Annotated in this window: 24 protein-coding genes and 1 pseudogene; 11 read left to right on the top strand and 14 right to left on the bottom strand. The window is 73.6% G+C overall.

Going from position 1 to position 21752, the window contains the following annotated elements:
* Positions 1 to 6: 6 nt before the first annotated feature.
* The 3 genes from ACIQVI_RS15260 to glyA all read right to left on the bottom strand — a co-directional run bounded on the left by ACIQVI_RS15260 (position 7) and on the right by glyA (position 3273).
* Positions 7 to 597 (bottom strand): 2'-5' RNA ligase family protein, encoded by a 591-nt coding sequence (locus ACIQVI_RS15260; RefSeq protein WP_351970124.1) that lies wholly within the window; start codon positions 595 to 597, stop codon positions 7 to 9.
* A 116-nt stretch (positions 598 to 713) separates the two neighbouring features.
* Positions 714 to 1727 (bottom strand): tryptophan--tRNA ligase, encoded by a 1014-nt coding sequence (gene trpS, locus ACIQVI_RS15255; RefSeq protein ID WP_403595551.1) that lies wholly within the window; start codon positions 1725 to 1727, stop codon positions 714 to 716.
* A gap of 187 nt (positions 1728 to 1914) precedes the next feature.
* The gene (gene glyA / locus ACIQVI_RS15250; protein WP_403595548.1) at positions 1915 to 3273 is read right to left on the bottom strand and encodes a serine hydroxymethyltransferase; all 1359 of its coding nucleotides are present in this window, start codon (positions 3271 to 3273) and stop codon (positions 1915 to 1917) included.
* 276 nt (positions 3274 to 3549) lie between these two features.
* Between glyA and rocD the strand changes: the two genes are divergently transcribed.
* Positions 3550 to 4755, top strand: coding sequence for an ornithine--oxo-acid transaminase (rocD, locus tag ACIQVI_RS15245; RefSeq protein WP_351970113.1), 1206 nt, complete (start codon positions 3550 to 3552; stop codon positions 4753 to 4755).
* A 200-nt stretch (positions 4756 to 4955) separates the two neighbouring features.
* Complete coding sequence (locus ACIQVI_RS15240) at positions 4956 to 5651, top strand: polysaccharide deacetylase family protein (protein WP_403595545.1); 696 nt, start codon at positions 4956 to 4958, stop codon at positions 5649 to 5651.
* An 18-nt stretch (positions 5652 to 5669) separates the two neighbouring features.
* Here ACIQVI_RS15240 and ACIQVI_RS15235 read toward each other — a convergent pair whose 3' ends face one another.
* Together ACIQVI_RS15235 and ACIQVI_RS15230 are read right to left on the bottom strand one after the other, a co-directional pair.
* A complete protein-coding gene (locus tag ACIQVI_RS15235; RefSeq protein ID WP_403595542.1) occupies positions 5670 to 6854 on the bottom strand; it encodes a glutathionylspermidine synthase family protein in 1185 nt (394 codons plus the stop codon).
* 14 nt (positions 6855 to 6868) lie between these two features.
* Positions 6869 to 7177 (bottom strand): hypothetical protein, encoded by a 309-nt coding sequence (locus tag ACIQVI_RS15230; protein WP_351970110.1) that lies wholly within the window; start codon positions 7175 to 7177, stop codon positions 6869 to 6871.
* A gap of 130 nt (positions 7178 to 7307) precedes the next feature.
* On the opposite strand from ACIQVI_RS15230, the gene ACIQVI_RS15225 reads away from it, so the two are divergent.
* The 4 genes from ACIQVI_RS15225 (at position 7308) to ACIQVI_RS15210 (ending at position 10013) form a co-directional block, all read left to right on the top strand.
* Positions 7308 to 8144: a hypothetical protein gene (locus ACIQVI_RS15225; RefSeq protein WP_403595539.1), complete on the top strand. Its 837-nt coding sequence runs from the start codon at positions 7308 to 7310 to the stop codon at positions 8142 to 8144.
* Between the two features lie 60 nt (positions 8145 to 8204).
* Complete coding sequence (locus ACIQVI_RS15220; RefSeq protein ID WP_403595536.1) at positions 8205 to 8912, top strand: hypothetical protein; 708 nt, start codon at positions 8205 to 8207, stop codon at positions 8910 to 8912.
* 154 nt (positions 8913 to 9066) lie between these two features.
* Positions 9067 to 9504, top strand: a complete 438-nt coding sequence (locus ACIQVI_RS15215) for a hypothetical protein (protein ID WP_351970107.1) — start codon at positions 9067 to 9069, stop codon at positions 9502 to 9504.
* A 14-nt stretch (positions 9505 to 9518) separates the two neighbouring features.
* Positions 9519 to 10013 carry an NUDIX hydrolase gene (locus tag ACIQVI_RS15210; protein WP_403596853.1) on the top strand — a complete coding sequence of 165 codons (495 nt, stop codon included), beginning with the start codon at positions 9519 to 9521 and terminating at the stop codon, positions 10011 to 10013.
* 241 nt (positions 10014 to 10254) lie between these two features.
* Here the strand turns inward: ACIQVI_RS15210 and ACIQVI_RS15205 are convergent, their stop codons facing one another.
* Positions 10255 to 11361: a helix-turn-helix domain-containing protein gene (locus ACIQVI_RS15205; RefSeq protein ID WP_403595533.1), complete on the bottom strand. Its 1107-nt coding sequence runs from the start codon at positions 11359 to 11361 to the stop codon at positions 10255 to 10257.
* A gap of 143 nt (positions 11362 to 11504) precedes the next feature.
* Here ACIQVI_RS15205 and ACIQVI_RS15200 point away from each other — a divergent pair, with 143 nt between their 5' ends.
* From ACIQVI_RS15200 to ACIQVI_RS15190, 3 genes are read left to right on the top strand one after another with little or no spacing between them, the layout of a single operon-like run.
* Complete coding sequence (locus ACIQVI_RS15200; protein ID WP_403595530.1) at positions 11505 to 11735, top strand: hypothetical protein; 231 nt, start codon at positions 11505 to 11507, stop codon at positions 11733 to 11735.
* The gene (locus ACIQVI_RS15195) at positions 11732 to 12004 is read left to right on the top strand and encodes a hypothetical protein (protein ID WP_403595527.1); all 273 of its coding nucleotides are present in this window, start codon (positions 11732 to 11734) and stop codon (positions 12002 to 12004) included. Before ACIQVI_RS15200 ends, ACIQVI_RS15195 begins: the two co-directional genes overlap by 4 nt.
* Positions 12001 to 12258 carry a hypothetical protein gene (locus ACIQVI_RS15190; protein WP_403595524.1) on the top strand — a complete coding sequence of 86 codons (258 nt, stop codon included), beginning with the start codon at positions 12001 to 12003 and terminating at the stop codon, positions 12256 to 12258. Before ACIQVI_RS15195 ends, ACIQVI_RS15190 begins: the two co-directional genes overlap by 4 nt.
* Before the next feature lie 47 nt (positions 12259 to 12305).
* Here ACIQVI_RS15190 and ACIQVI_RS15185 read toward each other — a convergent pair whose 3' ends face one another.
* Both ACIQVI_RS15185 and ACIQVI_RS15180 read right to left on the bottom strand, forming a co-directional pair.
* On the bottom strand, positions 12306 to 12677 hold the full coding sequence (locus tag ACIQVI_RS15185; protein WP_403595521.1) for a ClpX C4-type zinc finger protein: 372 nt from the start codon (positions 12675 to 12677) through the stop codon (positions 12306 to 12308).
* A gap of 105 nt (positions 12678 to 12782) precedes the next feature.
* Positions 12783 to 14189, bottom strand: coding sequence for a PLP-dependent aminotransferase family protein (locus ACIQVI_RS15180; protein ID WP_403595517.1), 1407 nt, complete (start codon positions 14187 to 14189; stop codon positions 12783 to 12785).
* A gap of 69 nt (positions 14190 to 14258) precedes the next feature.
* On the opposite strand from ACIQVI_RS15180, the gene catA reads away from it, so the two are divergent.
* Both catA and ACIQVI_RS15170 read left to right on the top strand, forming a co-directional pair.
* Positions 14259 to 14927, top strand: a complete 669-nt coding sequence (catA, locus tag ACIQVI_RS15175) for a type A chloramphenicol O-acetyltransferase (protein WP_403595514.1) — start codon at positions 14259 to 14261, stop codon at positions 14925 to 14927.
* Between the two features lie 89 nt (positions 14928 to 15016).
* A complete protein-coding gene (locus tag ACIQVI_RS15170; RefSeq protein ID WP_403595511.1) occupies positions 15017 to 15535 on the top strand; it encodes a carboxymuconolactone decarboxylase family protein in 519 nt (172 codons plus the stop codon).
* A 10-nt stretch (positions 15536 to 15545) separates the two neighbouring features.
* On the opposite strand, the gene ACIQVI_RS15165 is transcribed toward ACIQVI_RS15170, so the two are convergent.
* The 6 genes and pseudogenes from ACIQVI_RS15165 to ACIQVI_RS15140 all read right to left on the bottom strand — a co-directional run.
* Entirely contained in the window at positions 15546 to 16526 is a 981-nt protein-coding gene (locus ACIQVI_RS15165; protein ID WP_403595508.1) for a serine/arginine repetitive matrix protein 2, read from the bottom strand.
* Position 16527: 1 nt separating this feature from the next.
* Positions 16528 to 16908, bottom strand: a complete 381-nt coding sequence (locus ACIQVI_RS15160) for a hypothetical protein (RefSeq protein ID WP_351970095.1) — start codon at positions 16906 to 16908, stop codon at positions 16528 to 16530.
* Positions 16901 to 18658, bottom strand: coding sequence for a hypothetical protein (locus ACIQVI_RS15155; protein WP_403595505.1), 1758 nt, complete (start codon positions 18656 to 18658; stop codon positions 16901 to 16903). The genes ACIQVI_RS15160 and ACIQVI_RS15155 overlap by 8 nt, the downstream gene beginning before the upstream one ends.
* 167 nt (positions 18659 to 18825) lie before the next feature.
* Positions 18826 to 19815 carry a malate dehydrogenase gene (locus ACIQVI_RS15150; RefSeq protein WP_121832465.1) on the bottom strand — a complete coding sequence of 330 codons (990 nt, stop codon included), beginning with the start codon at positions 19813 to 19815 and terminating at the stop codon, positions 18826 to 18828.
* Positions 19816 to 19995: 180 nt separating this feature from the next.
* The gene (locus ACIQVI_RS15145; RefSeq protein WP_403595502.1) at positions 19996 to 21093 is read right to left on the bottom strand and encodes a DUF2690 domain-containing protein; all 1098 of its coding nucleotides are present in this window, start codon (positions 21091 to 21093) and stop codon (positions 19996 to 19998) included.
* A gap of 284 nt (positions 21094 to 21377) precedes the next feature.
* Positions 21378 to 21749: pseudogene (locus ACIQVI_RS15140) on the bottom strand (DUF3017 domain-containing protein); the annotation flags it as partial.
* Positions 21750 to 21752 lie beyond the last annotated feature (3 nt).

The raw sequence follows: 21752 nt of genomic DNA, 5'->3' as shown, positions 1-21752 counted from the left end.
GGCCGCTCAGGCGCTCGGCGTCGGCGTGTCGACCGGGCTGCCGCCCTGCGCCGGGACGGCGGGGGTCGGGTGGCCGCTGCCGAACTCGTAGTCGTACAGCTTCCGCCACACCTGGTCCGCGCCCTGCTCGTACAGCGCGAAGGAGCGGCAGGTCCAGGCCGCCTCGTAGCCGGCGAGCTCCTCGTAGGCCCGGTCCATCCCCTCTTCGGAGATGCCGTGCGCCACGGTGACGTGCGGGTGGTACGGGAACTGGAGCTCGCGCACCAGCGGGCCCGCCGCGTCCCTGATCCGCTGCTGGAGCCGGTCGCAGGGGGCGACGCCCTCGGCCAGCTTGACGTAGACCACCGGGGAGAGCGGCCGGAAGGTCCCGGTGCCCTTGAGGCGCACCGGGAAGGGCTGGTACCCGGTGGCCACGCGCGCGAGGTGCGCCTCGATCTCCGGCAGCAGTTCCCGGGGGACCTCGGTCGGCGGGACGAGGGTGACGTGGGTGGGGATGCCGTGCGCGGCCTGGTCCCCGAAGCCGGCGCGCCGCTCCTGGAGCAGGCTGCCGTAGGGCTCCGGGACCGCGATCGAAACGCCGAGCGTTACGGTCCCCACGTCGTTCTCCTCCGTCGTCCGGTGCGTATCGGTGTTGTCGCGCGTGCGGGTGGCGTGCGGGTGGTGCAGCCGCCAGTGTGCGGCCTGCACCACCCTCGTGACCAGGGTCCTCGGACTCAGTGCTTGGCGGGCAGGAAGCCCATCCGCTCGTACGTCTGCGCGAGGGTCTCGGCGGCGACCGCGCGGGCCTTCTCCGCGCCCTTGGCCAGGACGGAGTCCAACGTCTCCGGGTCGTCCAGGTATTCCTGGGTGCGGGTCCGGAACGGCGTGACGAAGTCCACCATCACCTCGGCGAGGTCCGTCTTGAGCGCGCCGTACATCTTGCCCTCGTAGTCCTTCTCCAGCTCGGGGACGCTCTTCCCGGTGAGGGTGGAGAGGATGCCGAGGAGGTTGGAGACGCCGGCCTTGTTCTCCGGGTCGAAGCGGATCACCGTGTCGGTGTCGGTGACGGCGCTCTTGACCTTCTTCGCGGTGACCTTCGGGTCGTCCAGGAGGTTGATGAGGCCCTTCGGCGTGGACGCCGACTTGCTCATCTTGACCGACGGGTCCTGGAGGTCGTAGATCTTCGCCGTCTCCTTCAGGATGTACGGCGAGGGGATCGTGAAGGTCTCGCCGAAGCGCCCGTTGAACCGCTCCGCGAGGTCGCGGGTCAGCTCGATGTGCTGGCGCTGGTCCTCGCCGACCGGGACCTCGTTCGCCTGGTAGAGCAGGATGTCCGCGACCTGGAGGATCGGGTACGTGAAGAGGCCGACGGTGGCGCGGTCGGCGCCCTGCTTGGCGGACTTGTCCTTGAACTGGGTCATGCGGGAGGCCTCGCCGAAGCCGGTGAGGCAGTTCATGACCCAGCCGAGCTGGGCGTGCTCGGGCACGTGGCTCTGGACGAAGAGGGTGCAGCGCTCCGGGTCGAGGCCGGCGGCGAGCAGCTGGGCGGCGGCGAGCCGGGTGTTGGCGCGCAGCTCGGCCGGGTCCTGCGGGATCGTGATCGCGTGCAGGTCCACGACCATGTAGAAGGCGTCGTGGGTCTCCTGGAGGGCGACCCACTGGCGGACGGCGCCGAGGTAGTTGCCGAGGTGGAACGAGCCGGCGGTGGGCTGGATTCCGGAGAGCACACGGGGACTGTCAAAGGCCATGCACATCATTCTCTCAGGTGCGGGACCGGTCCCCGCCCGACCGGTGGGACGGGTCCCGCCCGGCCGGCCCGTCAGTGGTACGCGCGCGGGGGCGCGGTTCCGGCTCGCGGCGGCCGTGCCCCCGGGCGGATGAGACCAGGAACACAGTGCGCGCGACGGTCCGCGCCCCCTTCCGGCGGCGGTCGGGTCAGACGGGGAGGCCGGGGGCCGGGAAGGCGGCCATCAGACCGGCGACCTCGGCGCGGATCGCGGCGAGGGCGTCCTCGTCGCCCGTGCCGGCGGCCCTGACGCCCCGGTCGATCCAGTCCGCGACCAGCGGCATGTGCTCGGTGCCGAGGCCCCGGGAGGTGAGGGCGGGGGTGCCGATGCGGATGCCGGAGGGGTCGAAGGGCTTCCGGGGGTCGTAGGGGACGGTGTTGTGGTTCACGACGATCCCGGCCCGGTCGAGGGCCTTGGCGGCGGTCTTGCCCGGCACCCGCCCGGGGGTGAGGTCGATCAGGATCAGGTGGTTGTCGGTGCCGCCGGAGACCAGGTCGAGGCCCCGGGCGAGGAGGGCTTCGGCGAGGGCCTTCGCGTTGGCGACGACGGCGTGGGCGTAGGTGCGGAAGGAGGGCTGGGCGGCCTCGCGCAGGGCGACCGCGATGGCGGCGGTGGTCTGGTTGTGCGGGCCGCCCTGGAGGCCGGGGAAGACGGCCTTGTCGAGGGCCCTGGCGTGCTCCTCGCGGGACAGCAGCATGGCGCCGCGCGGGCCGCGCAGGGTCTTGTGGGTGGTCGTGGAGATCACGTCGGCGTGCCCGGCCGGGGAGGGGTGGGCGCCGCCCGCGATCAGGCCCGCGACGTGGGCGACGTCGGCGACGAGGACGGCGCCGGCCTCGCGGGCGATCTCCCCGAAGGCGGCGAAGTCGACGGTCCGGGGCAGGGCGGTGCCGCCGCAGAAGATGACCTTCGGGCGTTCCTTCAGGGCCAGGTCGCGGACCTCGTCGAGGTCGACGAGCCCGGTGTCCCGGCGCACGCCGTACTGGACGCCCCGGAACCACGCGCCGGTGGCGGAGACGCCCCAGCCGTGGGTGAGGTGGCCGCCCATGGGCAGGGCCATGCCCATGACGGTGTCGCCGGGCTCGGCGAAGGCCAGGTAGACGGCGAGGTTGGCCGGGGAGCCGGAATAGGGCTGGACGTTGGCGTGGTCGACGCCGAAGAGGGCCTTGGCGCGCTCGACGGCGAGGGTCTCGACCCGGTCGACGTTCTGCTGGCCCTCGTAGTAGCGGCGGCCGGGGTAGCCCTCGCTGTACTTGTTCTGGAGGACGGTGCCGGAGGCTTCGAGGACGGCGGCGGAGACGTAGTTCTCGCTGGGGATGAGGCGCAGGGTGTCGGCCTGGAGCCGCTCCTCGGCGCCGACGAGGGCGGCGAGCTCGGGGTCGGCGGCGGCGAGGGCGGGGTGGGTGGCGGTGGTGTCCGTGGTGCGTGCGGTGTCTGTGGCACGTGCGGTGTCCGTGGTGCCTGCGGTGTCCGTGGTGCCTGCGGTGGTGACGGCTTCGGTGGTGGTCACGGTGGTGTCCTCCGGGCGTGGTCGGTGTCCCGGGGCACGGCGAGGAGGTCGCGGCACCACGCGGGACGTCGGTCCCGGGACGCCCAGGCGGGCGGCGCCTCGTGTGGTCTGCCGCGCACGGCTCCCCCGGGGTCGCTTCCCCGTGCGCCAGTCGCCGTGCGTGCCGTCAGCGTAGCCGGACGGCGGGCCGTGTCGGAGGTTTCCCCGTCCGGTGCGCGAGCGACGATAGGAAAAGGGGCCGCACCCGCCCCGGGCCGCAGGACGAACGGAGATCCCGTGTCGAGGACAGAAGACGCCATCGCTTCGGCGGAGGCGCACAGCGCCCACAACTACCACCCCCTCCCGGTCGTCGTCGCCTCGGCGGACGGCGCCTGGATGACCGACGTCGAGGGCCGCCGGTACCTCGATCTGCTCGCCGGGTACTCGGCCCTCAACTTCGGGCACGGCAACCGGCGCCTGATCGACGCGGCGAAGGCCCAGCTGGACCGGGTGACGCTGACCTCGCGGGCCTTCCACCACGACCGGTTCGCCGACTTCTGTACGCGGCTCGCGGAGCTGTGCGGCAAGGAGGCGGTGCTGCCGATGAACACCGGGGCGGAGGCGGTGGAGACGGCCGTGAAGACGGCCCGGAAGTGGGGGTACGAGGTGAAGGGCGTGCCGGACGGGCACGCGAAGATCGTGGTGGCGGCGAACAACTTCCACGGCCGGACGACGACGGTCGTGAGCTTCTCCACGGACCACGAGGCCCGGGACCACTTCGGGCCGTACACGCCGGGGTTCGAGATCGTGCCGTACGGGGACCTGACGGCCCTGGAGGCGGCGGTCACCGAGAACACGGTGGCGGTGCTCCTGGAGCCGATCCAGGGCGAGGCGGGGGTCCTGGTGCCGCCGGCCGGCTATCTGCCGGGGGTGCGGGAGCTGACCCGGCGGCGGAACGTGCTGTTCGTGGCGGACGAGATCCAGTCGGGCCTGGGCCGTACGGGGAAGACGTTCGCGTGCGACCACGAGGGCGTGGTGCCGGACGTGTACCTCCTGGGGAAGGCGCTGGGCGGCGGGGTGGTGCCGGTGTCGGCGGTGGTGGCCGACCGGGACGTGCTCGGGGTCTTCCGGCCGGGCGAGCACGGGTCGACCTTCGGCGGGAACCCGCTGGCCTGCGCGGTGGCCCTGGAGGTGGTCGCGATGCTGCGGACGGGCGAGTACCAGGAGCGGGCGGCGGAGCTGGGCGAGCACCTCCACGCGGAGCTGGGGCTGCTGGTGGGCGACGGCGCGGTGGAGGCGGTGCGGGGGCGCGGGCTGTGGGCGGGCGTGGACATCGCCCCGTCGAAGGGCACGGGCCGGGAGATCTCGGAGCGGCTGCTCGACCGGGGGGTCCTGGTGAAGGACACCCACGGCTCGACGATCCGGATCGCCCCGCCGCTGGTGATCTCGAAGGAGGACCTGGACTGGGGCCTCGAGCAGTTGAGGGGGGTGCTGTCGGGCTGAGGGGTCCGGTGCGGGGCGGGTCCGTCGCGAAAGGGGCGGGGGCGCTGTCGGACCGAGAGGGTCCGGTTCGGGCGGGTCCGGTTCGGGGCAGGTCCGGTGCGGGGCGGGTCCGGTTCGAAAGGGGCGGCGGGGGGCGACGGGCCCATCCGGGTCAACGCGGACCATTGACACGACAGTTGGTCTAGGCCAATGATGCGGCCATGCCGAGACCCCGCTCGCGCCACGCCGTGCGTGCCGCGCTCGCCGCCCTCGTCCCGCTCGCGCTCGTCGGCGCGGTCACGGGACCCGCACAGGCCGTCCCCGAGACGGCCTGGCCCGCCCCCGTCCCGGTGGTCTCGCACGTCGAGACCACCGACCCGGTCGTCTTCATCACCATCGACGACGGCTGGTACCACGACCCCGCCGCCGCGAAGCTGCTGCTCGACCGACGGGTGCCCGCCTCGCTCTTCCTGCTGCCCGGCGCGTACTCGTACGACCCCGAGTACTTCCGCGCCCTGCTCGACCACGGCCCGTCCCGGGTCGAGAACCACACCGTCAACCACCCGGACCTGACCACGCTGGACGCGGCCGGGCAGAAGGCGGAGTTCTGCGGGGCCCGGGACCAGCACCTCGCCCGGTTCGGCGACGGGCCCCGGCTGCTGCGCCCGCCGTACGGCACGTACGACGCGACCACCCTGACCGCCGCCCGCGCCTGCGGGGCGAAGGCCGTGGTGACCTGGACGCACGACCTCACCACCTGGGGCCAGTGGACCCCGCCGACCCCGGAGCTCAAGGCCGGCGACATCATCCTGCTGCACTTCAACGAGACCCTGGAGCAGGACCTGGAGCGGGCCCTGGCCCTGGCCGGGAAGGCGGGCCTGAGGCCCGCGCCGCTCAGGGAGTACGTCCCCGAGTAGGCCGGTCCGGGACCGCCGTCAGAGGATCACGTGCGGGAGGAAGCGGGCGTACTCGTCGGTGACGGGGCCCGCCGACTCCCGGATGCCGAGGCCCGCCGCCTCGTCCTCCACGACCCACGCGCCGAGGACGACCCGGTTGCCGTCGAAGTCGGGCAGCGGGGCGAGGCCCTGGTAGCAGTGGGGCTCCCCGTCCCGTACGAGGGGCTCCGTGCCGGCCTCGTGCAGGGTGACGCCCTCGCCCTCGCGGCCGAGCAGCGGCTTGGCGACCCAGCCGGTGGTGGCGGCGAGTTCGCGCGGCCCGTCGAGGTAGGCGGGCAGCAGGTTGGGGTGGTCCGGGTACAGCTCCCACAGGATCGCGAGCAGCGCCTTGTTGGAGAGCAGCATCTTCCAGGCGGGCTCGATCCAGCAGGTGGTGCCGGTGCCGCCGCCGTTGTCGAGGGTGTCCAGGACGTGCGGACCGAAGCGGTCGGTGGTCAGCCACTCCCACGGGTAGAGCTTGAAGCAGCTGCGGAGGAAGCGGAGCCGGTCGTCGACGAAGCGGCCCGAGAGCCGGTCCCAGCCGATCTGCTCGACGGAGAGCGCCTCGGTCTCCAGACCGGCCTGCTGGGCGGTCTCGCGCAGGTACGCGACCGTCATCAGGTCCTCGCCGAGCTCGTCGCCGTCCGAGTGGGCGAAGTGGACGGGGCCGGGCGGCAGCAGGCGGGCCTGCCGCTTCCAGGCGTCGACGAGCCGCTCGTGGAGGGAGTTCCACTGGTCGGCGCCGGGGAACCGCTCCTCCATCCAGAACCACTGCGGGCTTGCGGCCTCCACGAGGGAGGTCGGGGTGTCGGCGTTGTACTCCAGCATCTTGGCCGGGCCGGTGCCGTCGTACCGCAGATCGAACCGCCCGTAGATCGAGGGGAGTTCGTCCCTGCGCCGCCAGGACTCGGCGACGAGCCCGGCCAGCCGCGGGTCGGTGATGCCGAGCTCGGCGAAACGCCCCTTCTCGACGATGTGCGCGGCGGCGGCGAGGGACATCGCGTGCAGCTCCTCGACGACCTCCTCCAGCGCCTCGACCTCGGGCAGCGAGAAGGAGTAGTACGCGCTCTCGTCCCAGTACGGGCGCAGCGAGCCGTCGGGGTGGCGGGTCAGCGGATAGACGAGCCCCTGCTCCTCGACCGTCCGCTGCCAGTCCGGGCGGGGTTCGATGGTGTGGCGTTCCACGCGTCCGGCCCGCCTCAGCCGCCGCCGGTGCGGGAGCAGCCGAAGCCGCCGCTGTCGACGGCGGTCTTGTCGAAGCTGCCGCCGCTCACCTTCCGGTCGCTGACGGAGCCGCCGTAGTAGTAGGAGCCGCGGGGGGTGGTGCCGGCGGTGCCGCTGCTGCTTCCGCTGCCGCCGCTGCCGCTCTCGCACTCGTAACGGGGCAGCTGCTCCCGGCTCAGCCGGTCCACGCACCGCTTGTCCGGTTCGGACCCGCACGCCGTGATCGTGGCCGCGAGCACGCCCATCCCGCCGAGCACCACCGTGCTCGACCTCAGCCTCCGCATGTCTGTCACCCTCCCCCTTCGCGGTCGCGATCCTCACGGCCGCGCCCCTCACGGTCACACATGCCGCGACCGCCAGTCCAGTCCGGCGCTTTCCGGTCGCAAGCCCTAAAGTCGTTTCGTGCTCCTCGGGATGATTTGTGCGTTTGCTTCAGCCATCTGTTACGGCACGGCCTCCGTCCTCCAGGCGGTGGCGGCCCGCGCCTCGGAGCCCGGCACGGGCGGCGGCGTCGACGTCGCGCTGCTGTGGCGGGCGGTGCGGCAGTGGCGATATCTCGCCGGTCTCTGCCTGGACGGGCTGGGGTTCGTCCTCCAGGTCGTGGCGCTGCGGACGCTGCCCATCTACGTGGTCGGCGCGGCCCTCGCGGCGAGCCTGGCGGTGACGGCGGTCGTCGCCTCGCGGGTGCTCCGGGTGCGGCTGAGCCGGGTGGAGCGGACGGCCGTGGCGGTGGTCTGCGCGGGGCTCGCGATGCTGGCCCTCGCCTCGGGGAAGGAGGGGCACCGGGCGGGCCCGGAGGCCCTGGACTGGGCGCTCCTGGCCGTCGTGTTCGGGATCCTGCTGCTCGGCGCGGCGGCCGGCCGGCTCCCGGACCGCCCGCGCGCGCTCGCCCTCGGCCTGGGCGCGGGCTTCGGCTTCGGGGTGGTGGAGGTGGCGGTCCGCCTGATCGACGGCCTCGACTTGGCGGACCCGGCCCTGTACGCCCTCCTGGCGGGCGGCGGGGCCGCGTTCCTGCTCCTGACCTCGGCGTTCCAGCGGGGCTCGGTGACCACGGCGACGGCCGGCATGGTCCTCGGCGAGACCCTCGGCCCGGCGGCGGTCGGCGTGGCCTGGCTCGGCGACACGACCCGCCCCGGCCTCGGCTGGCTCGCGATCACCGGCTTCGCGGTGGCGGTGGCGGGCTCTTTGACACTGGCGCGGTTCGGGGAGGCACCGGAGCGGGAGACCGGGCGCGCGCACCGGCCCGGATAGGGAGCGGCGCGTGCGATGAACCGGCCCGGACAGGGAGCGGCCGCGTGCGATGATCCGGCCGTGCTGGAGCAGATCGAAGCGGTGGACTGGGGCACGGTGCCGGGCCCTCCCGGGTGGTACGAGCCGGAGCGCGTCGCCCCCGGCCTGCGGGTCCTCTCCGGGGCGTCGAACCTGGTGCGGGCGGCGGAGGCCGGGTCGCTGCTCGGCTGCGGCGGGATCGTCCACGACCACAGCGGCACGGTGTTCCCGGCGGCCGTGCTCGCCGCGCCCCTGCTCCTGGAGATCGCCCGGCGGGGCCATCCGGCGGCGAGGGACACCGCGCTCGCCCTGCTCGACGAGGCCCTGTGCTTCCGCCCGCACGCCGGGTACGAGCGGGTCGCGACGCCCGACGGGACCACGGTCCCCCTCTGCTGCGCCCTCGCCCACCACCTGCGCGCCCACACCGACTTCCTCACCGGCCTGGGCGGAACGGGCAGGTCACTCCTGGCCGACGCGGCCGCGCACTGGCGCTTCGAGATCCACGAGTGCGCAGCCGACGACCCCGACACGGTCGCCTTCGGCACCCTGACCGGCCGCTTCCCGGAGGGCGCGCGGTCGGCGGAGCTGCACCACGGCGGGGATGTCACCGCGCTGAACGGCCTCACCCTGGAGTACGCACCCGAGGCCGACTCCCCCGGGGCGTGCCTGCGGATACCCGCCCGGCGGCCGAGCGAACTGCCGCCGGGGGCGGTCCTGCGACCGACGGATTGCAGGGACCGCGCGCACTGAGCCGGGGGTGCGAGCCCGCGGACCTACGGGTGCACGAGCGCGCGGACCCACGGCCCACGGGGCACGGGTCTGCGCCCCCACCGCCTCAATCCCGCCCGCACGGACAGGACTCGGCCCCGGGCCGTTGTCAGTGGTCGCGGGCAGGATCACGGGCATGACGCCACTGCTCCTTTCCGACATCGAACGGGCCGTTCGCGGCAGTTGGAGTGCCGAGACGTGCACTCCCGAGTTCCGGTCGCGCTGGACCGAGGACAACCCCGCCCGGGACCAGTGCGGGGTGACCGCCATGGTGCTCAACGACCTGCTGGGAGGCGAGCTGATCCGCGGAGAGGTCCACGTCGGCGGAGAGCGCGTGGACTACCACTGGTGGAACCGTCTGGGCGCGGGCGTCGAGATCGACCTCACCCGCGAGCAGTTCGGGCCGGAGGAGGTGGTCACCGGCGGCATCGTCGTTCCCCGCCCGCCCGTGACCGAGTGGCGCAGGCTCCGCGAGGAGTACGAGCTCCTCCGCGACCGGGTCCTGGAGAAGCTCGACCGGCAGCGGGCATCCGCCTCGGGGCCGTACCTCGGCAGCCGCCCGTGGGGCTCGTAGGCGAAGTGGCCGAGATGGTCGAGCGCGTCGACGAGCAGGACCGGGTCCTGGCGGTGGTCGGCCGGGGCGAGGCCGTTCGCCGTGGCTGGCTGCACCGGATCGCCGTGACGGTGTGCCGGGACCGGGAGGGCCGGATCCTCGTGCACCGTCGTTCCGGGCACCTCGCCCGGTTCCCGGGGCACTACGAGGTGGCGTCCGGCGGTGCCGTCGCCGTGGGCGAGTCCTACGAGGAGGCCGCGTCGCGCGAACTGGCCGAGGAACTGGGCGTTCGAGCCCCGGTCCGCTTCCTCGTGAAGTTCCTGAACCGCGGCGGACTCAGCCCCCATTGGCTCGCCGTGCACGAGGCCGTCCTGTTCGACGCTCCGGATCCCGACCCGGACGAAGTGATGTGGCACGGCTGGCTGTCGGAGTCCGAACTCCTCCGGTCGACGAGGGAGAACCTGTTCACTCCGGACACCCGTGACACCCTGCGCCACTACTTCGCCGCCGCGGGTCGGGGCCCCGCCTGATCGATCGGGCCCTCGCGCCCCGGCCACGGGCTGTCCGGACACGGCCGGCCGGGCCGGCGGTGGCGGGAGACGCTCCGAACACGCTCGGGCCGCCCTACGCCGCCTTCAGCTCCGCCACCGTACGGACGCGGTCGCGCAGGTCGCGGACCACGGGTGAGGTGCGCGGCGAGGAAGCCCCCCTCGTCGAACACACTCCTTCCAGGCACCCGCCCTGTACCACCTCCGGGCGAGTACGGCGTCGCTACGCGGACCGCACTTCGGACATCAACAGGCGCAGGGTCAGCGAGTGCTTCTCCGGGGGCAGGGCGTCGAGCGCCGCGCGGGCGTACGCGACTCCGCCGGCCCGGTCGCCGGAGCGGGCGATCATCAGCCCCCGGTGCATTTCGAGGTGGGTGGCGAACCTCGGAAGGGATTCGGGCAGCTCCCGGCGAGCGGCTTCCTGCGCGTCAACGGCTGTGGCCTCGTCTCCCAGGCGTGCCGCGAGGAGGGACATGAAGACGTTCATGCGCCACCACGGCACCGCGTAGTCCGAGGTCTGCTCGTGCGACCCCGCGGAGTCGAAGATGCGCCGCCCCTGGTCCATGAGGTGCCGGGCGGTGTCGCGGTCCCCGCGAAGAGCCGCCGCGTGAGCCTTGCCCATGGTCGCGTTCAGGAGCCCGAGCGAGGGCTTGTCGCTGATCTCCATGGCCTGGTCGGCGAACAGGTCCGCCATCCCGAGGGCCGCCCCCTCGTACCCGAGCGCGATCGCGGCACGCCCCCGGACCCACACACGGGCCTGATCGTCGCCCGACCGGTCGGCGGCCTCCGCCGCGAGTCGGTACCAGTTGACCGCGCGGCTGCCGTCGGATCCGGGGAACGTCTTCGCGTACAGCGTCATCAGCCTGGCTCCGACCGACCACAGCCGCGGATGTTCGAGCTGCTGCTGCACGATGACGAGTTCACCGGACACGCGACGCTGGATGTCCGCCGCCCCCAGGCTCATGTACTCGGTGCCGTACGTGGCGAGCTTCTCCTCCCAGCCGTCGATCGTCGGTCCACCGTGCAGCCGGGCTCCGAACCCGGCCGCCAGCAGGTCCGATGCCACGATCGGGGCTATGGCCGTGGCGGCCACGTCCGACAGGAACGTACGACGCTTCATCTCGCCCTCGAGGACAGCCAGGGGTACGTCCAGGACGGCGGACAGACATCGAAGGTAGAACCCACCCGGCCGCACCTTCGAACGCTCCCACCGACTGACGTACTCCCGATCGACATTCGTCCGGAACGCCTCGTTGATCTGCTGCGCGAGCCGCCCCTGTGACCATCCTCGGGCCGTACGCAGGTCTCGGATCAAGGTTCCGACGCTCATGCGGACATCTTGCCCCTACTTTCACCTTCAGGGTGTGAACAGTCTGTATCCGGGGGCCACTTGCCCCTAGGGATGCCCCTAGTCGCTCTGTGTGCGAACCGACACGCTCTGTTCCACCACGACGACGTGAGGGACGGTGAGACGTGTCGGACGACGCATGGACGCCGACCGCGAAGCGCTATGCGGTCGATACCGGTTCGAGCCCGCCCCGGCTCGGTGAGGTGACGCGCTGCCACGGGGGAAGCGTCTTCCTGCGGCCTCCGGGCGGCGGTGCCGAATGGGCCGCGTCGCCCGAGAAGGTCCGTCGGCCCACCGACGCCGAGTGGGCGCGCATCCGGGTCGTCACCACTCCCGTACGGGCGGTGGGATCGTGATCGGAGCACAGCCCCTCCCCGGCGCCGTGACGCTCGTCCTCTCCGCAGACCACGAGTTGCGCCCCCGCCCCGAACCGGCCCCCGGATGCACCCCGTGCGCCTACCTGGCGAGCTGGTTCGACCACTCCATGCGCAGGGGCCCGCAGCACGACGAATCCGCCGCCGTGGACTGCGCGGTGGAGATCCGGAACCATCCGCACGATCCTCCGAAGATGACCCTCAAGGGGCCCGCCCCGGTCGGCGGACGGAGTCGGGGTGCGGCGCCGTGAGCCGGGTCTTCGCCCTGGTCGACTGGACCCTGCGGCCCGACCGGGACGCCGACGCCCCGCCGACCACGCACCGGTTCCGGTGCCTGGCGCTCCGCGACGACGACACCGAGTGCGGCGCCGAGAGCGGGCCGGTCACCGACCCCGGGGAAGCGCAGACGTGGCCGTTCGAGCATCTGCGCGGGCATCCCGAGCACACCGGTTACGCCGAGATCGTCGAGCGGCCTTGGGTGATGTGGCGGGGTTCCCGGGCGTGACCATCCACGGAAGCGTGGAGTCGCAACCGCCGTGGGCGGTCCCCCGGTCACTCCTCGCCGGAGAAGCGTTCCCAGGCCGACTGGCGGGTGATGCCCAGCGACTGGCCGATCCTGGTCCAGGTCACGCCACGGCGTCGGAGTTCCGTGACCCACAGGCGCAGGTCGGCCTCGATCTGGTCGGCGAGTGCCGCGACGCGGGGCAGTCGCTCCAGCATCTCGGCATCGGTCAGTTCGCCCCACATCGGCATCCGCAGTTCGGTCGGACCGGGGCGGTACTCGGCGACGATCGAGGCGGCCAGGTCCACGCAGTCGGTGCAGATGTTCACCCCGGGACCGGCGACCAGCTTGGTCACCTCGGCCTCGGGCTTGGCGCAGAACGAGCACGCCCGGCCGTCGCGGTCCTTCGTTTCGGAGAGCATCGCGAATCCTCTTCCACCGGCGACCCGTCCGTCAGGCCGATCCTGACACGCAGGGTAGGTGTGTCAGGGGCAGCCTGACAAGGAGGGGCCGTGCGGGGGTGCTCCTCAGGGCAACACCCCGCACAACGCCTCCAGCGCCCCCGGCCACGCGCTGTCCGACGGGGTGGCGTAGCCGACGACCAGGGCGGATGGGGCCGGGAGGGCGGTGGGGCGGCGGTACTGGGAGACGGTGTGGACGGCGAGGCCGTGGCGGGCGGCGGCCCGCAGGGTCGGGCGTTCGGTGTCCGGGGGGAGGGTGAGGACGGCGTGCAGGCCCGCCGCGATGCCGCCGACCCGGGTCTCCGGCGCGTGCGTGGCCACCGCCGTCACGAGCTGGTCGCGGCGGCGCCGGTAGCGCAGCCGCATCGCGCGGACGTGCCGGTCGTACGCCCCCGAGCGCAGGAACTCCGCGAACGCCAGCTGGTCCGTCGCGCTGGAGACCCAGTCCACGGCCCCCTTCGCCGCCGCCACCTCGTCCACCAGGCCCTCCGGCAGGACCATCCACGCGAGGCGCAGGCCGGGGGCGAGGGACTTGCTCGCGGTGCCGAGGTAGACGACCCGCTCGGGGTCGAGGCCCTGGAGGGCCCCCACGGGCTGCCGGTCGTAGCGGAACTCGCCGTCGTAGTCGTCCTCCAGGACGAGCCCGCCCGACGCCCGCGCCCAGTCGACCACGGCCGCCCGACGGTCCGGGGGCAGCGCCCCGCCGAGCGGGAACTGGTGGGCCGCCGTCATCAGGACCGCCCCGCAGCCGTTCAGGGACGCCAACCCGTCGACCCTCGTGCCCCGTTCGTCGAAGGGGAGGGGCGGGGTGTCCAGGCCCGCGCGGGCCAGGACGTCGGCGTGGACCCCCAGCCCGTACGACTCCACGGCCGCGGCCCGCGCCCCCCGGTCCCGCAGCACCCGGCCGATCAGCGTCAGGCCGTGCACGAACCCGGCGCAGACCACGATCCGTCCGGGCCTGGCGTGCACGCCCCGCGCGCGGGCCAGATACTCGGCGAGGGCGGTGCGCAGTTCGGGGCGGCCGCGCGGGTCCCCGTACCCGAAGGCCTCGTCGGGGGCGGCGGTGAGCGCCCGCCGGTACGCCTTGAGCCAGTCGGCGCGCGGGAAGGAGGCGAGGTCGGGGGTGCCCGCCCTGAGGTTGTGGACGGGGGTGGCCGTGGCCGGCCGCGCGGAGCCCCGGGGCCGGTGGCGCGGACGGTCCCGGGGCTCCGCCCGGTCGGCGACCCGCGTGCCCGAGCCCTGCCGGGCGGTCAGCCAGCCCTCCGCGACCAGCTCGGCGTACGCGTCGGCGACCGTGTTGCGGGCCGTGCCGAGGTCGGCGGCGAGCGAACGGGAGGACGGCAGCCGGGTCCCCGCCGCCAGGCGCCCGCTGCGCACCGCCTCCCGCAGGGCGTCCATGAGCCCCGCGCGCAGGCGCGTCCCCCGCAGTTCCAGATGGAGGTCGGCCCCGAAAGCGGCCCAGTCGTTCGCCATGGAAACGGACCATACCCCCGCGCCGGAAAAGCCCCTCCGCCGTTTTCCGGCGGCTGTCAGGATGGGCGGATGGACGTCCCCGCCCCGATCGACCTCGGCAGCTGGCCGCGCCGGCAGCACTTCGCGCACTACCGCCGGGCCGTCCCGTGCACGTACTCGATGACGGTGGAGCTCGACGCCACCGCGTTCGCCGCCGCGCTGCGCCGGTCGCCGCGCAAGACCTACCTCGCGCAGGTCTGGGCGCTCTCCACGGTCGTCAACCGCCACGAGGAGTTCCGGATGTGCCTCACCGCGTCGGGCGATCCGGCCGTCTGGCCCGTCGTGCACCCGGCCTTCACGGTCCTCAACCCCGCGCGCGAGACGTTCGCGTGCGTGTGGACGCCCCACGACCCCGACTTCGGCGCGTTCCACGACGCGGCCGCCCCGCTGCTCGCGGAGCACGCCCGCGCCACCGACCTCTTCCCGCAGGGGGACCCGCCGCCCAACGCGTTCGACGTGTCGAGCCTGCCGTGGACGTCCTTCACCGGGTTCAACCTGAACATCCGCGGCGGCTGGGACCACCTCGCGCCGATCTTCACGCTCGGCCGGTACACCGAGCGGGAGGGCCGGGTCCTGCTCCCCCTCGCCGTCCAGGTGCACCACGCCGCCGCCGACGGGTTCCACACGGCCCGGCTGGTGAACGAGCTGCGGGCGCTCCTCGCGGACCCGTCCTGGGTGGAGGGAGGTCCGGCGTCCTGACGCCGGGGTTCCGGGCCCCTAAGTGGCCCAGTCGTACGACACGGAAATGGACCAGGTCCCTGCGCCATCCGGCTCCTACGGTGGACGGCATGACCAGTACGAGCACTTCCGTCCCCCGGTCCGCCGACCTCGCCGGGCGCGCCCACGAGCACGCGCCCCGGATGCCCTTCGCCGAACGGGTCCCCGAGTTCTACCGGGCGATGATCCGCCTGGAGACGGCCGCCGCCAAGGACGTCGACCCCGTCCTCTACCACCTGATCAAGATCCGGGCCTCGCAGATCAACCACTGCGCGTTCTGCGTCGACATGCACAGCAAGGACGCCCTCGCGGAGGGCGAGAGCGTCGAGCGGATCGTGCAGCTCTCCGCCTGGGAGGAGTCCCGGCACTTCTACACCGAGCGGGAGCTCGCGGCGCTCGCCCTGACCGAGGCCGTCACCGTCCTCACCGACGGCTTCGTCCCCGACGAGGTGTACGCGCACGCCGCCGCGCACTTCGACGAGACCGAGCTGGCCCGGGTCATCGCCGGGATCATCGCCATCAACGCCTGGAACCGGATCGGCGTCACCACCCGGATGACGCCCGGCCACTACACCCCGCCCGCCTCCTGAGACGCCGGGATCAGTACGGTCCCGGTTCGAAGAACTCCAGGGCCACCCGGAGCACTTCGCGCTGCTTCGGCCAGTCCTCCTCCGGGCCCGCGGCCAGGATCGCGTAGTGGTTGCCGTCCGCCGCCGTGAACGCCCGGTCGACCACCTTGCGGCGGCTCCCGTCGCGGTCGTACGCGTACACCAGCTCGGCGGTGTCGGCCGGGGCGTCCGGCTCGCCGGTGATCCGTTCGAGGCTGATCTCCTCGTAGCCGGGCTTGTTCGCCCGGCCGTCCCGGGAGGTTCCGCGCAGGGCGTCGTACGGCGTCAGGCCGTCCTCGGTGACCACGAAGACCTGGAGGAGGCTCCGGCCGTCCGGGGCGTTGTAGAAGACGCCCTGGTCGGACTCGGTGCGGTGCCAGTCCTCGGGGATCCCGATCGTGAAGCTCTTGAGGTCCTTCACCGTCCGGTAGCCGGGCGGGGGCACGTCGTCCGCGGGGGTGGCGGTGGTGGAGGGCGACGGGGCCGGAGTATCGGGAGGCGTCTCCTCCGGGGCCGGGTCCGAGGCCGACACCGAGGCGGGCGGGCCCGCCGCCGGGGCCTTCCCGTCGTCCCCGCCCCAGAGCAGCCAGCCCGCGACGGAACCCGCCGCCACGGCGGCCGCGACCACCCCGGCCACGACCGCCGTCCGCGCGGAGGAGCGGGGCGGCGGGGGCGGCGCGTACTGCCATTCCCCGGTCTCCGGTACGTAGCGGGGGCCGTGCTCCGGTACGTACTGGGCTCCGTGCCCCGGTCCGTACTGCGTCTCGTACGCGAGGGTGTGCTCCGGCCCCCCGTGCTCCGGCCCGTGCTCCGGCACGGACGGTGGCGGGGGCGGCGGCAGCGGCGGGAGGAGCGGGCCGCTCCCGCCGACGGATTCCGGCGCGGGCCCGGCCCCCGGAGCGCCCGTCTCCCAGCTCTGCGTCGCGTCGTTCCAGCGGGCCCCGCCGCCCCCGCCTCCCCCGTACCCGCTCATCTCATCCTCCGAGGAGGGCGCCGACGGCCTGCCCCACGGCCACGCCCGAGGCGAGGATGCCGGTCACGGCGCCCGCGTCCGCGAGGGCGCGGCGCAGGCGGGTGAGGCGGCCGGCGTCCGCGCGGCCGGTGCCCTCGATCTCGTCCTCGGCGTCGGAGAGTTCGGCGTCCAGGGCGGCCGTCTGCTCGGAGGCGACGACGCCTCCCAGGTCGGTGCGCAGGCGTCGGATCGCCTGGAGCAGCTCCTCCTGGAGGGGGTCGCGGGCCGGCTGGGCGCCGGTCACGGTGTTGGTGACGGTGTTGTGGTCGCCGATGGTGACGTTGCCGCCGGTGTTGGAGACCTGGATGCCGTCGCGGCGCGGGGTGCGGTCGGTGTCAGCCACGGGTGCCTCCGGGCGTCGAGGTGGTGAAGGACTTGTTGGTGACGGTGTTGTGGTTGCCGAGGGTCACGTTGCCCTTGGTGTTCTCGATGAAGGTGCCGCCCTCGGCGACGTGGATGATCTTCTGCTCGAACTCGGCCGTCTCGTAGCCGGCTTCGCGGAGCGCGACCGTCACGCCGTTCGCGACCCGGTCCTGGACGCTCTTCAGGTAGCGGCTGACGTCCATCTCCTGGAACAGGGAGGCGTCGTCGTCGGAGCCGAGCTCGCGGACCGAGACGGCGGGTCCCTCGGGCAGCGCGTGGGCGTGACCGGCGGTGAGCAGCCGCCAGGCGTGGCCGAGCGCGCGCCAGAGGGTGACGACGGCCTGCCCGGCGGAGCGCGGGGTCTGGCCGAGGGCCCAGACGGCCTTGCCGAAGTGGTGGTTGTGCCGGTAGCGGTGGGCGATCCGGTCGGCGTACCGGTACAGCGGCTTCACCGGCCGCAGGACGTGCGGGGCGACCTCCAGCATCAACATGCCGCCCTGCGTGTGGACGCGGACGAAGACGGTGGTGACGATCTCCTCGCCCCAGCCGCCGACCCGGATCCGGAGGAAGTGGCGGCGGGTCTCGCCGCCCTCCTCGATGGAGCCCGAGCGGTGCGCCTCGAAGCCCTCCGGGGTGTACGGGGCGGCGGTGCGGGCCGGGAGGCCGTCGACGGGCAGGAAGACCACCTCGTCGATCTCCAGCTCGCGCAGCCGGTCCCGTACGGCCGCCTGGATCTGCGGCGAGCCGTGCGGGGAGGGCACGCGCAGCGCCTCCACCAGCGGGACGACGTGCCGCATGATGGCGCTGTTGTCGAGCGGTTCGGGCGCCTTGCCGTCGAGGTTCTTGCGGGGGCGCAGCTCGATGGAGAGCGACCAGGGCTCGTACGGTTCGCCGGCGCCGCAGAACGGGTCGTCGGCGCCGTACATGACGAGCCGGGCGTGCTGCTCGATCCGGATGCGGTCGCGCAGCCGGCGGGAGCGGGCGCCCTCGGCCTGCTCGGCCGGGTCGGCGCGCTGGTCGGGGAAGCGCTCCTTGGAGAGCTCCTGGGTGAGCGCGCGGGCGAACTGGCCGCGCTGGACGGCCACCGCCCAGGCGACGAGCAGCGGCACGGCGACGGTGATCCATGCCTCCAGCCTGCCGACGCCCCAGACCTCCTCGGCGGCGAGCAGGGACAGGGCGCCGAGGAACTCGCCCGCCTCGGAGAGGTCGCCGAGGATCTCCCAGCGGTCCTCCTGGTCGCCGAGGGCGAGGAAGAAGAGGAACAGGGCGCCCTGGAACAGCAGGATCCGTCCGTACCAGCGCAGGAAGAAGGCGGGGACGAGGCGGTAGACCGGGGTGGCGGCGGTGGTGGCCCGGCCGCGGACCCAGCGGGCGATCCCGAGCAGCAGGAAGGGCACGACGAGGAGGACGACCAGGCCCTTGGTGAGCGGGAACGCGATGATCCAGAGGGCCAGGACGCCTGCGGCCCAGCCGAGTTCGACGCGGCGGGCGCGCAGCGCGTGGGCGAGGACGCGGCTCGCGTCGTAGCCGAGGGAGGGGGCGGCGAAGCGCTCCTCGTGGACGTACAGCTCGTCGATGACCGCGTCGCGGAAGCCGTCGTCGAGGTACGTCCCGGCGCAGAGCAGCCGGGTCGCCTCGCTGGTGGCCGGGTGGACGCCCGGCGGCGGGGTGCCGTGCGGCGGGGTACGGGGTGGTTCTCCGGGCTGCTGGGGTACGAACGACTGCGCCAAAACTCCCCCGATGGTGTGGAACTGTCCGTCGCTCCCGTGGAGTTGACCGGGAGCCGGTGGCACAGCATAGGCGAGGCGGGGGTGCCCTGTCGGCGGAAAAAACGGCGCCCCCGGTCCGTACGGTCGGTCGTACGGGCCGGGGGCGCCGGGGTGTCGGGCGGTACGGCTCAGATGAGGCCGAGCTCGCGGACCGCGTCGCGCTCCTCGGCGAGCTCCTGCACGGAGGCGTCGATGCGGGCGCGGGAGAAGTCGTTGATCTCCAGGCCCTGGACGATCTCGTACGTGCCGTTCTTGGTGGTGACGGGGAACGAGGAGATGAGGCCCTCGGGGACGCCGTAGGAGCCGTCCGACGGGATGCCCATGGAGGTCCAGTCGCCCTCGGCGGTGCCGTTGACCCAGGTGTGGACGTGGTCGATGGCGGCGTTCGCGGCGGAGGCGGCGGAGGACGCGCCACGGGCCTCGATGATCGCGGCGCCGCGCTTGGCGACGGTCGGGATGAAGGTGTCGGCCAGCCACGCCTGGTCGTCGACGACCTCGGCGGCGTTCTTGCCGGCGATCTCCGCGTGGAAGACGTCCGGGTACTGGGTCGCGGAGTGGTTGCCCCAGATGGTGAGGCGCTTGATGTCCTCGACCGAGGCGCCGGTCTTGGCCGCGAGCTGCGACAGCGCGCGGTTGTGGTCCAGGCGGGTCATCGCGGTGAAGCGCTCGGCCGGCACGTCCGGGGCGGCGGCCTGGGCGATCAGGGCGTTGGTGTTGGCCGGGTTGCCGACGACGAGGACCTTGATGTCGTCCGCGGCGTGGTCGTTGATGGCCTTGCCCTGCGGCTTGAAGATGCCGCCGTTGGCCGCGAGCAGGTCGCCGCGCTCCATGCCCTTGGTGCGGGGGCGGGCGCCGACGAGCAGCGCGACGTTGGCGCCCTCGAAGCCCTGGTTCGGGTCGTCGAAGATGTCGATGCCCTTGAGCAGCGGGAAGGCGCAGTCGTCGAGCTCCATGGCGGTGCCCTCGGCGGCCTTGACGCCCTGCGGGATCTCGAGGAGGCGCAGCTTGACCGGCACGTCCGCGCCGAGCAGGTGGCCGGAGGCGATGCGGAAGAGCAGCGCGTAGCCGATCTGGCCGGCCGCGCCGGTCACGGTGACATTCACGGGAGTGCGGGTCATGGCGATCTCCGTAAGACAGCTGGCGGTGGGGGTCCCTGCCCCTGGTGCGGGATACCCCTCTTGATCGATCGGTGTCTCGACGTGAAGAGATATCCAGCGGTCAGGCTATCCGACCCGGGCACCCCTGAACCCCCACCCCCTTGTGGTCCGGCTCACTGCCACCCGTCCGCGCGGGTGGCGTCAGCGGCCCGCCGTGCAGCCCTCGGTGCCGTCCGCGAGGGTGCCGCAGGCCCGCGCGGCCGCTCGCGGGGCGACGGCGAGCATCGGGGTGTAGGCGTCGGTCTCCGCCGCCGGGTCGGCGCCCTCGGGGACGGTGGCGCGCTCGGTCGCGCCCGCGACCTCGACGGACACGGTGTCGCCGGGGGCGGCGCCGGTGATCCGGGCCCAGGAGGCCGCGCAGGTGGCGCTGTGGCGGACCTCGACGCGGGCGGTGCCGACGCGGACGCGGTCGACGGTGACGGCGAGGGGGCCGCCGCATCCCATGGCCTCGGGGTCCCGTCCGGCGCAGCCGTCCCCGGAGCACTTCACCCCTGCGGGGAGGTCGGTACGGGACGTGGGGCTCGGGGCGGGGGTGGTGGACGGCGCGGCGGCGCGCCCGTCGTCCCCGCCGTCCGGCCCGTCGCCGCCGCCGAGGTCGACGAGGAGCAGGGCGGCGGTGACGACGAGCAGGGCGCCGAGGATCCCGGCGGCGTAGAGGAGGACGGTGGTGCGGCGCCGGGGGGCGCGGCGATCGCCTTCGCCGCCGGTCGGCGGGGGTGCGGGGGTCGACGGGGGTACGGCTTCCGGCGGGGCCGGAGCGGCGGGACGGGCCGGACCGACCCGACCGGCCGGGCCCGCCGGGCCCGCCGGGTCGAGGCGGCGGATCTGGATGGTGCGGTCGTCGCCGGGGCCTTCGGGGCCTCCGTCCCCCGGGCCGCCGGAAGTACCGCCGTACGGCTCCCCGTTCCGCGGGTCCTCCGCGCGGGGGCCTTCGGGGGCCGGGGCCCCGGGGACGCCGCCGCCCGGCACTCCGGCCGCGAAGCGGCTCCGCGCGCGTTCCCAGCGGGCCGTGAGGTCGGCCGGGTCGGCGCCGGTGACCTCCGCGAGGGCGGTCACGGCCCCGCGCGGAACCGGACGACGGGCATTCAGGTACGCGTCCCACAGGGCGCGTTCGTGACCGGTGCGTTCGGCGACGGCCACCACGCCGAGACCGCTGCGGTCGACAAGGCGGCGGATCCGCTCGGTGAACGCGCGCACCTCCGGGTCGAGTTCCTCCGGAAGCGCCTTCCAGCCGGGCATGTGCGGCCCCCCTCGTCCCTGCTCTCGTCCCCTGTCCCGTCCGCCACGTCGAAGGATGGCAGCTCCGGGGGCGATGCGCGCCCCCATGAGGAGGACGAGGTACCGGAATGGTCACTTCCGTGCCACAGCGCGTTGACGGGCCTTGAACCGGCGTTGGCACGTACATGACCCTTGATCACGTCGGCGCCCGCCCTCCCACGGGGGAGAGGGCGGGCGCCGCACCCGTCACCAGAGGCACCCGTCACCAGAGGCACCCGCCACCAGGGGCACCCGTCACCGGGCGCTCACGTCACCGTCAGGTGGAGGATGTCCTCCAGGAACGGGATCCGCAGCCAGGGCGACGGCTGCACCATGAGCGCGAGCAGCACGATCAGGCCGCCCATCACCCCGTACGTGATCATGTCCGTGAAGCGGGACCGGACCGCCAACATGCCCACGGACGGCACCGTCCGCCGCATCACGGCGCCGAGCAGGAGGGCGACCCCGACCAGGATCGTCCCCACCCGGAAGGACTGCGCGAACGCGTCCGTGCCCACCACGAGCAGTCCGGCCCCGGCGACGCAGAGGACCGTGAGCAGCGGCCACTGGCGCGCGGGCGCCGGGGCGGCGCCGGGCGCGGCGCGCCCGCCGCCCTCGGGGCGCGCGGTGTCGGTGGTGAC

Origin of the sequence: Streptomyces sp. NPDC098101 (assembly GCF_044760185.1) — a bacterium.
GTDB lineage: Bacteria > Actinomycetota > Actinomycetes > Streptomycetales > Streptomycetaceae > Streptomyces.
The sequence above is the reverse complement of the archived record's forward strand: the minus strand, read 5'-3'. Positions and strand labels throughout refer to the sequence as shown.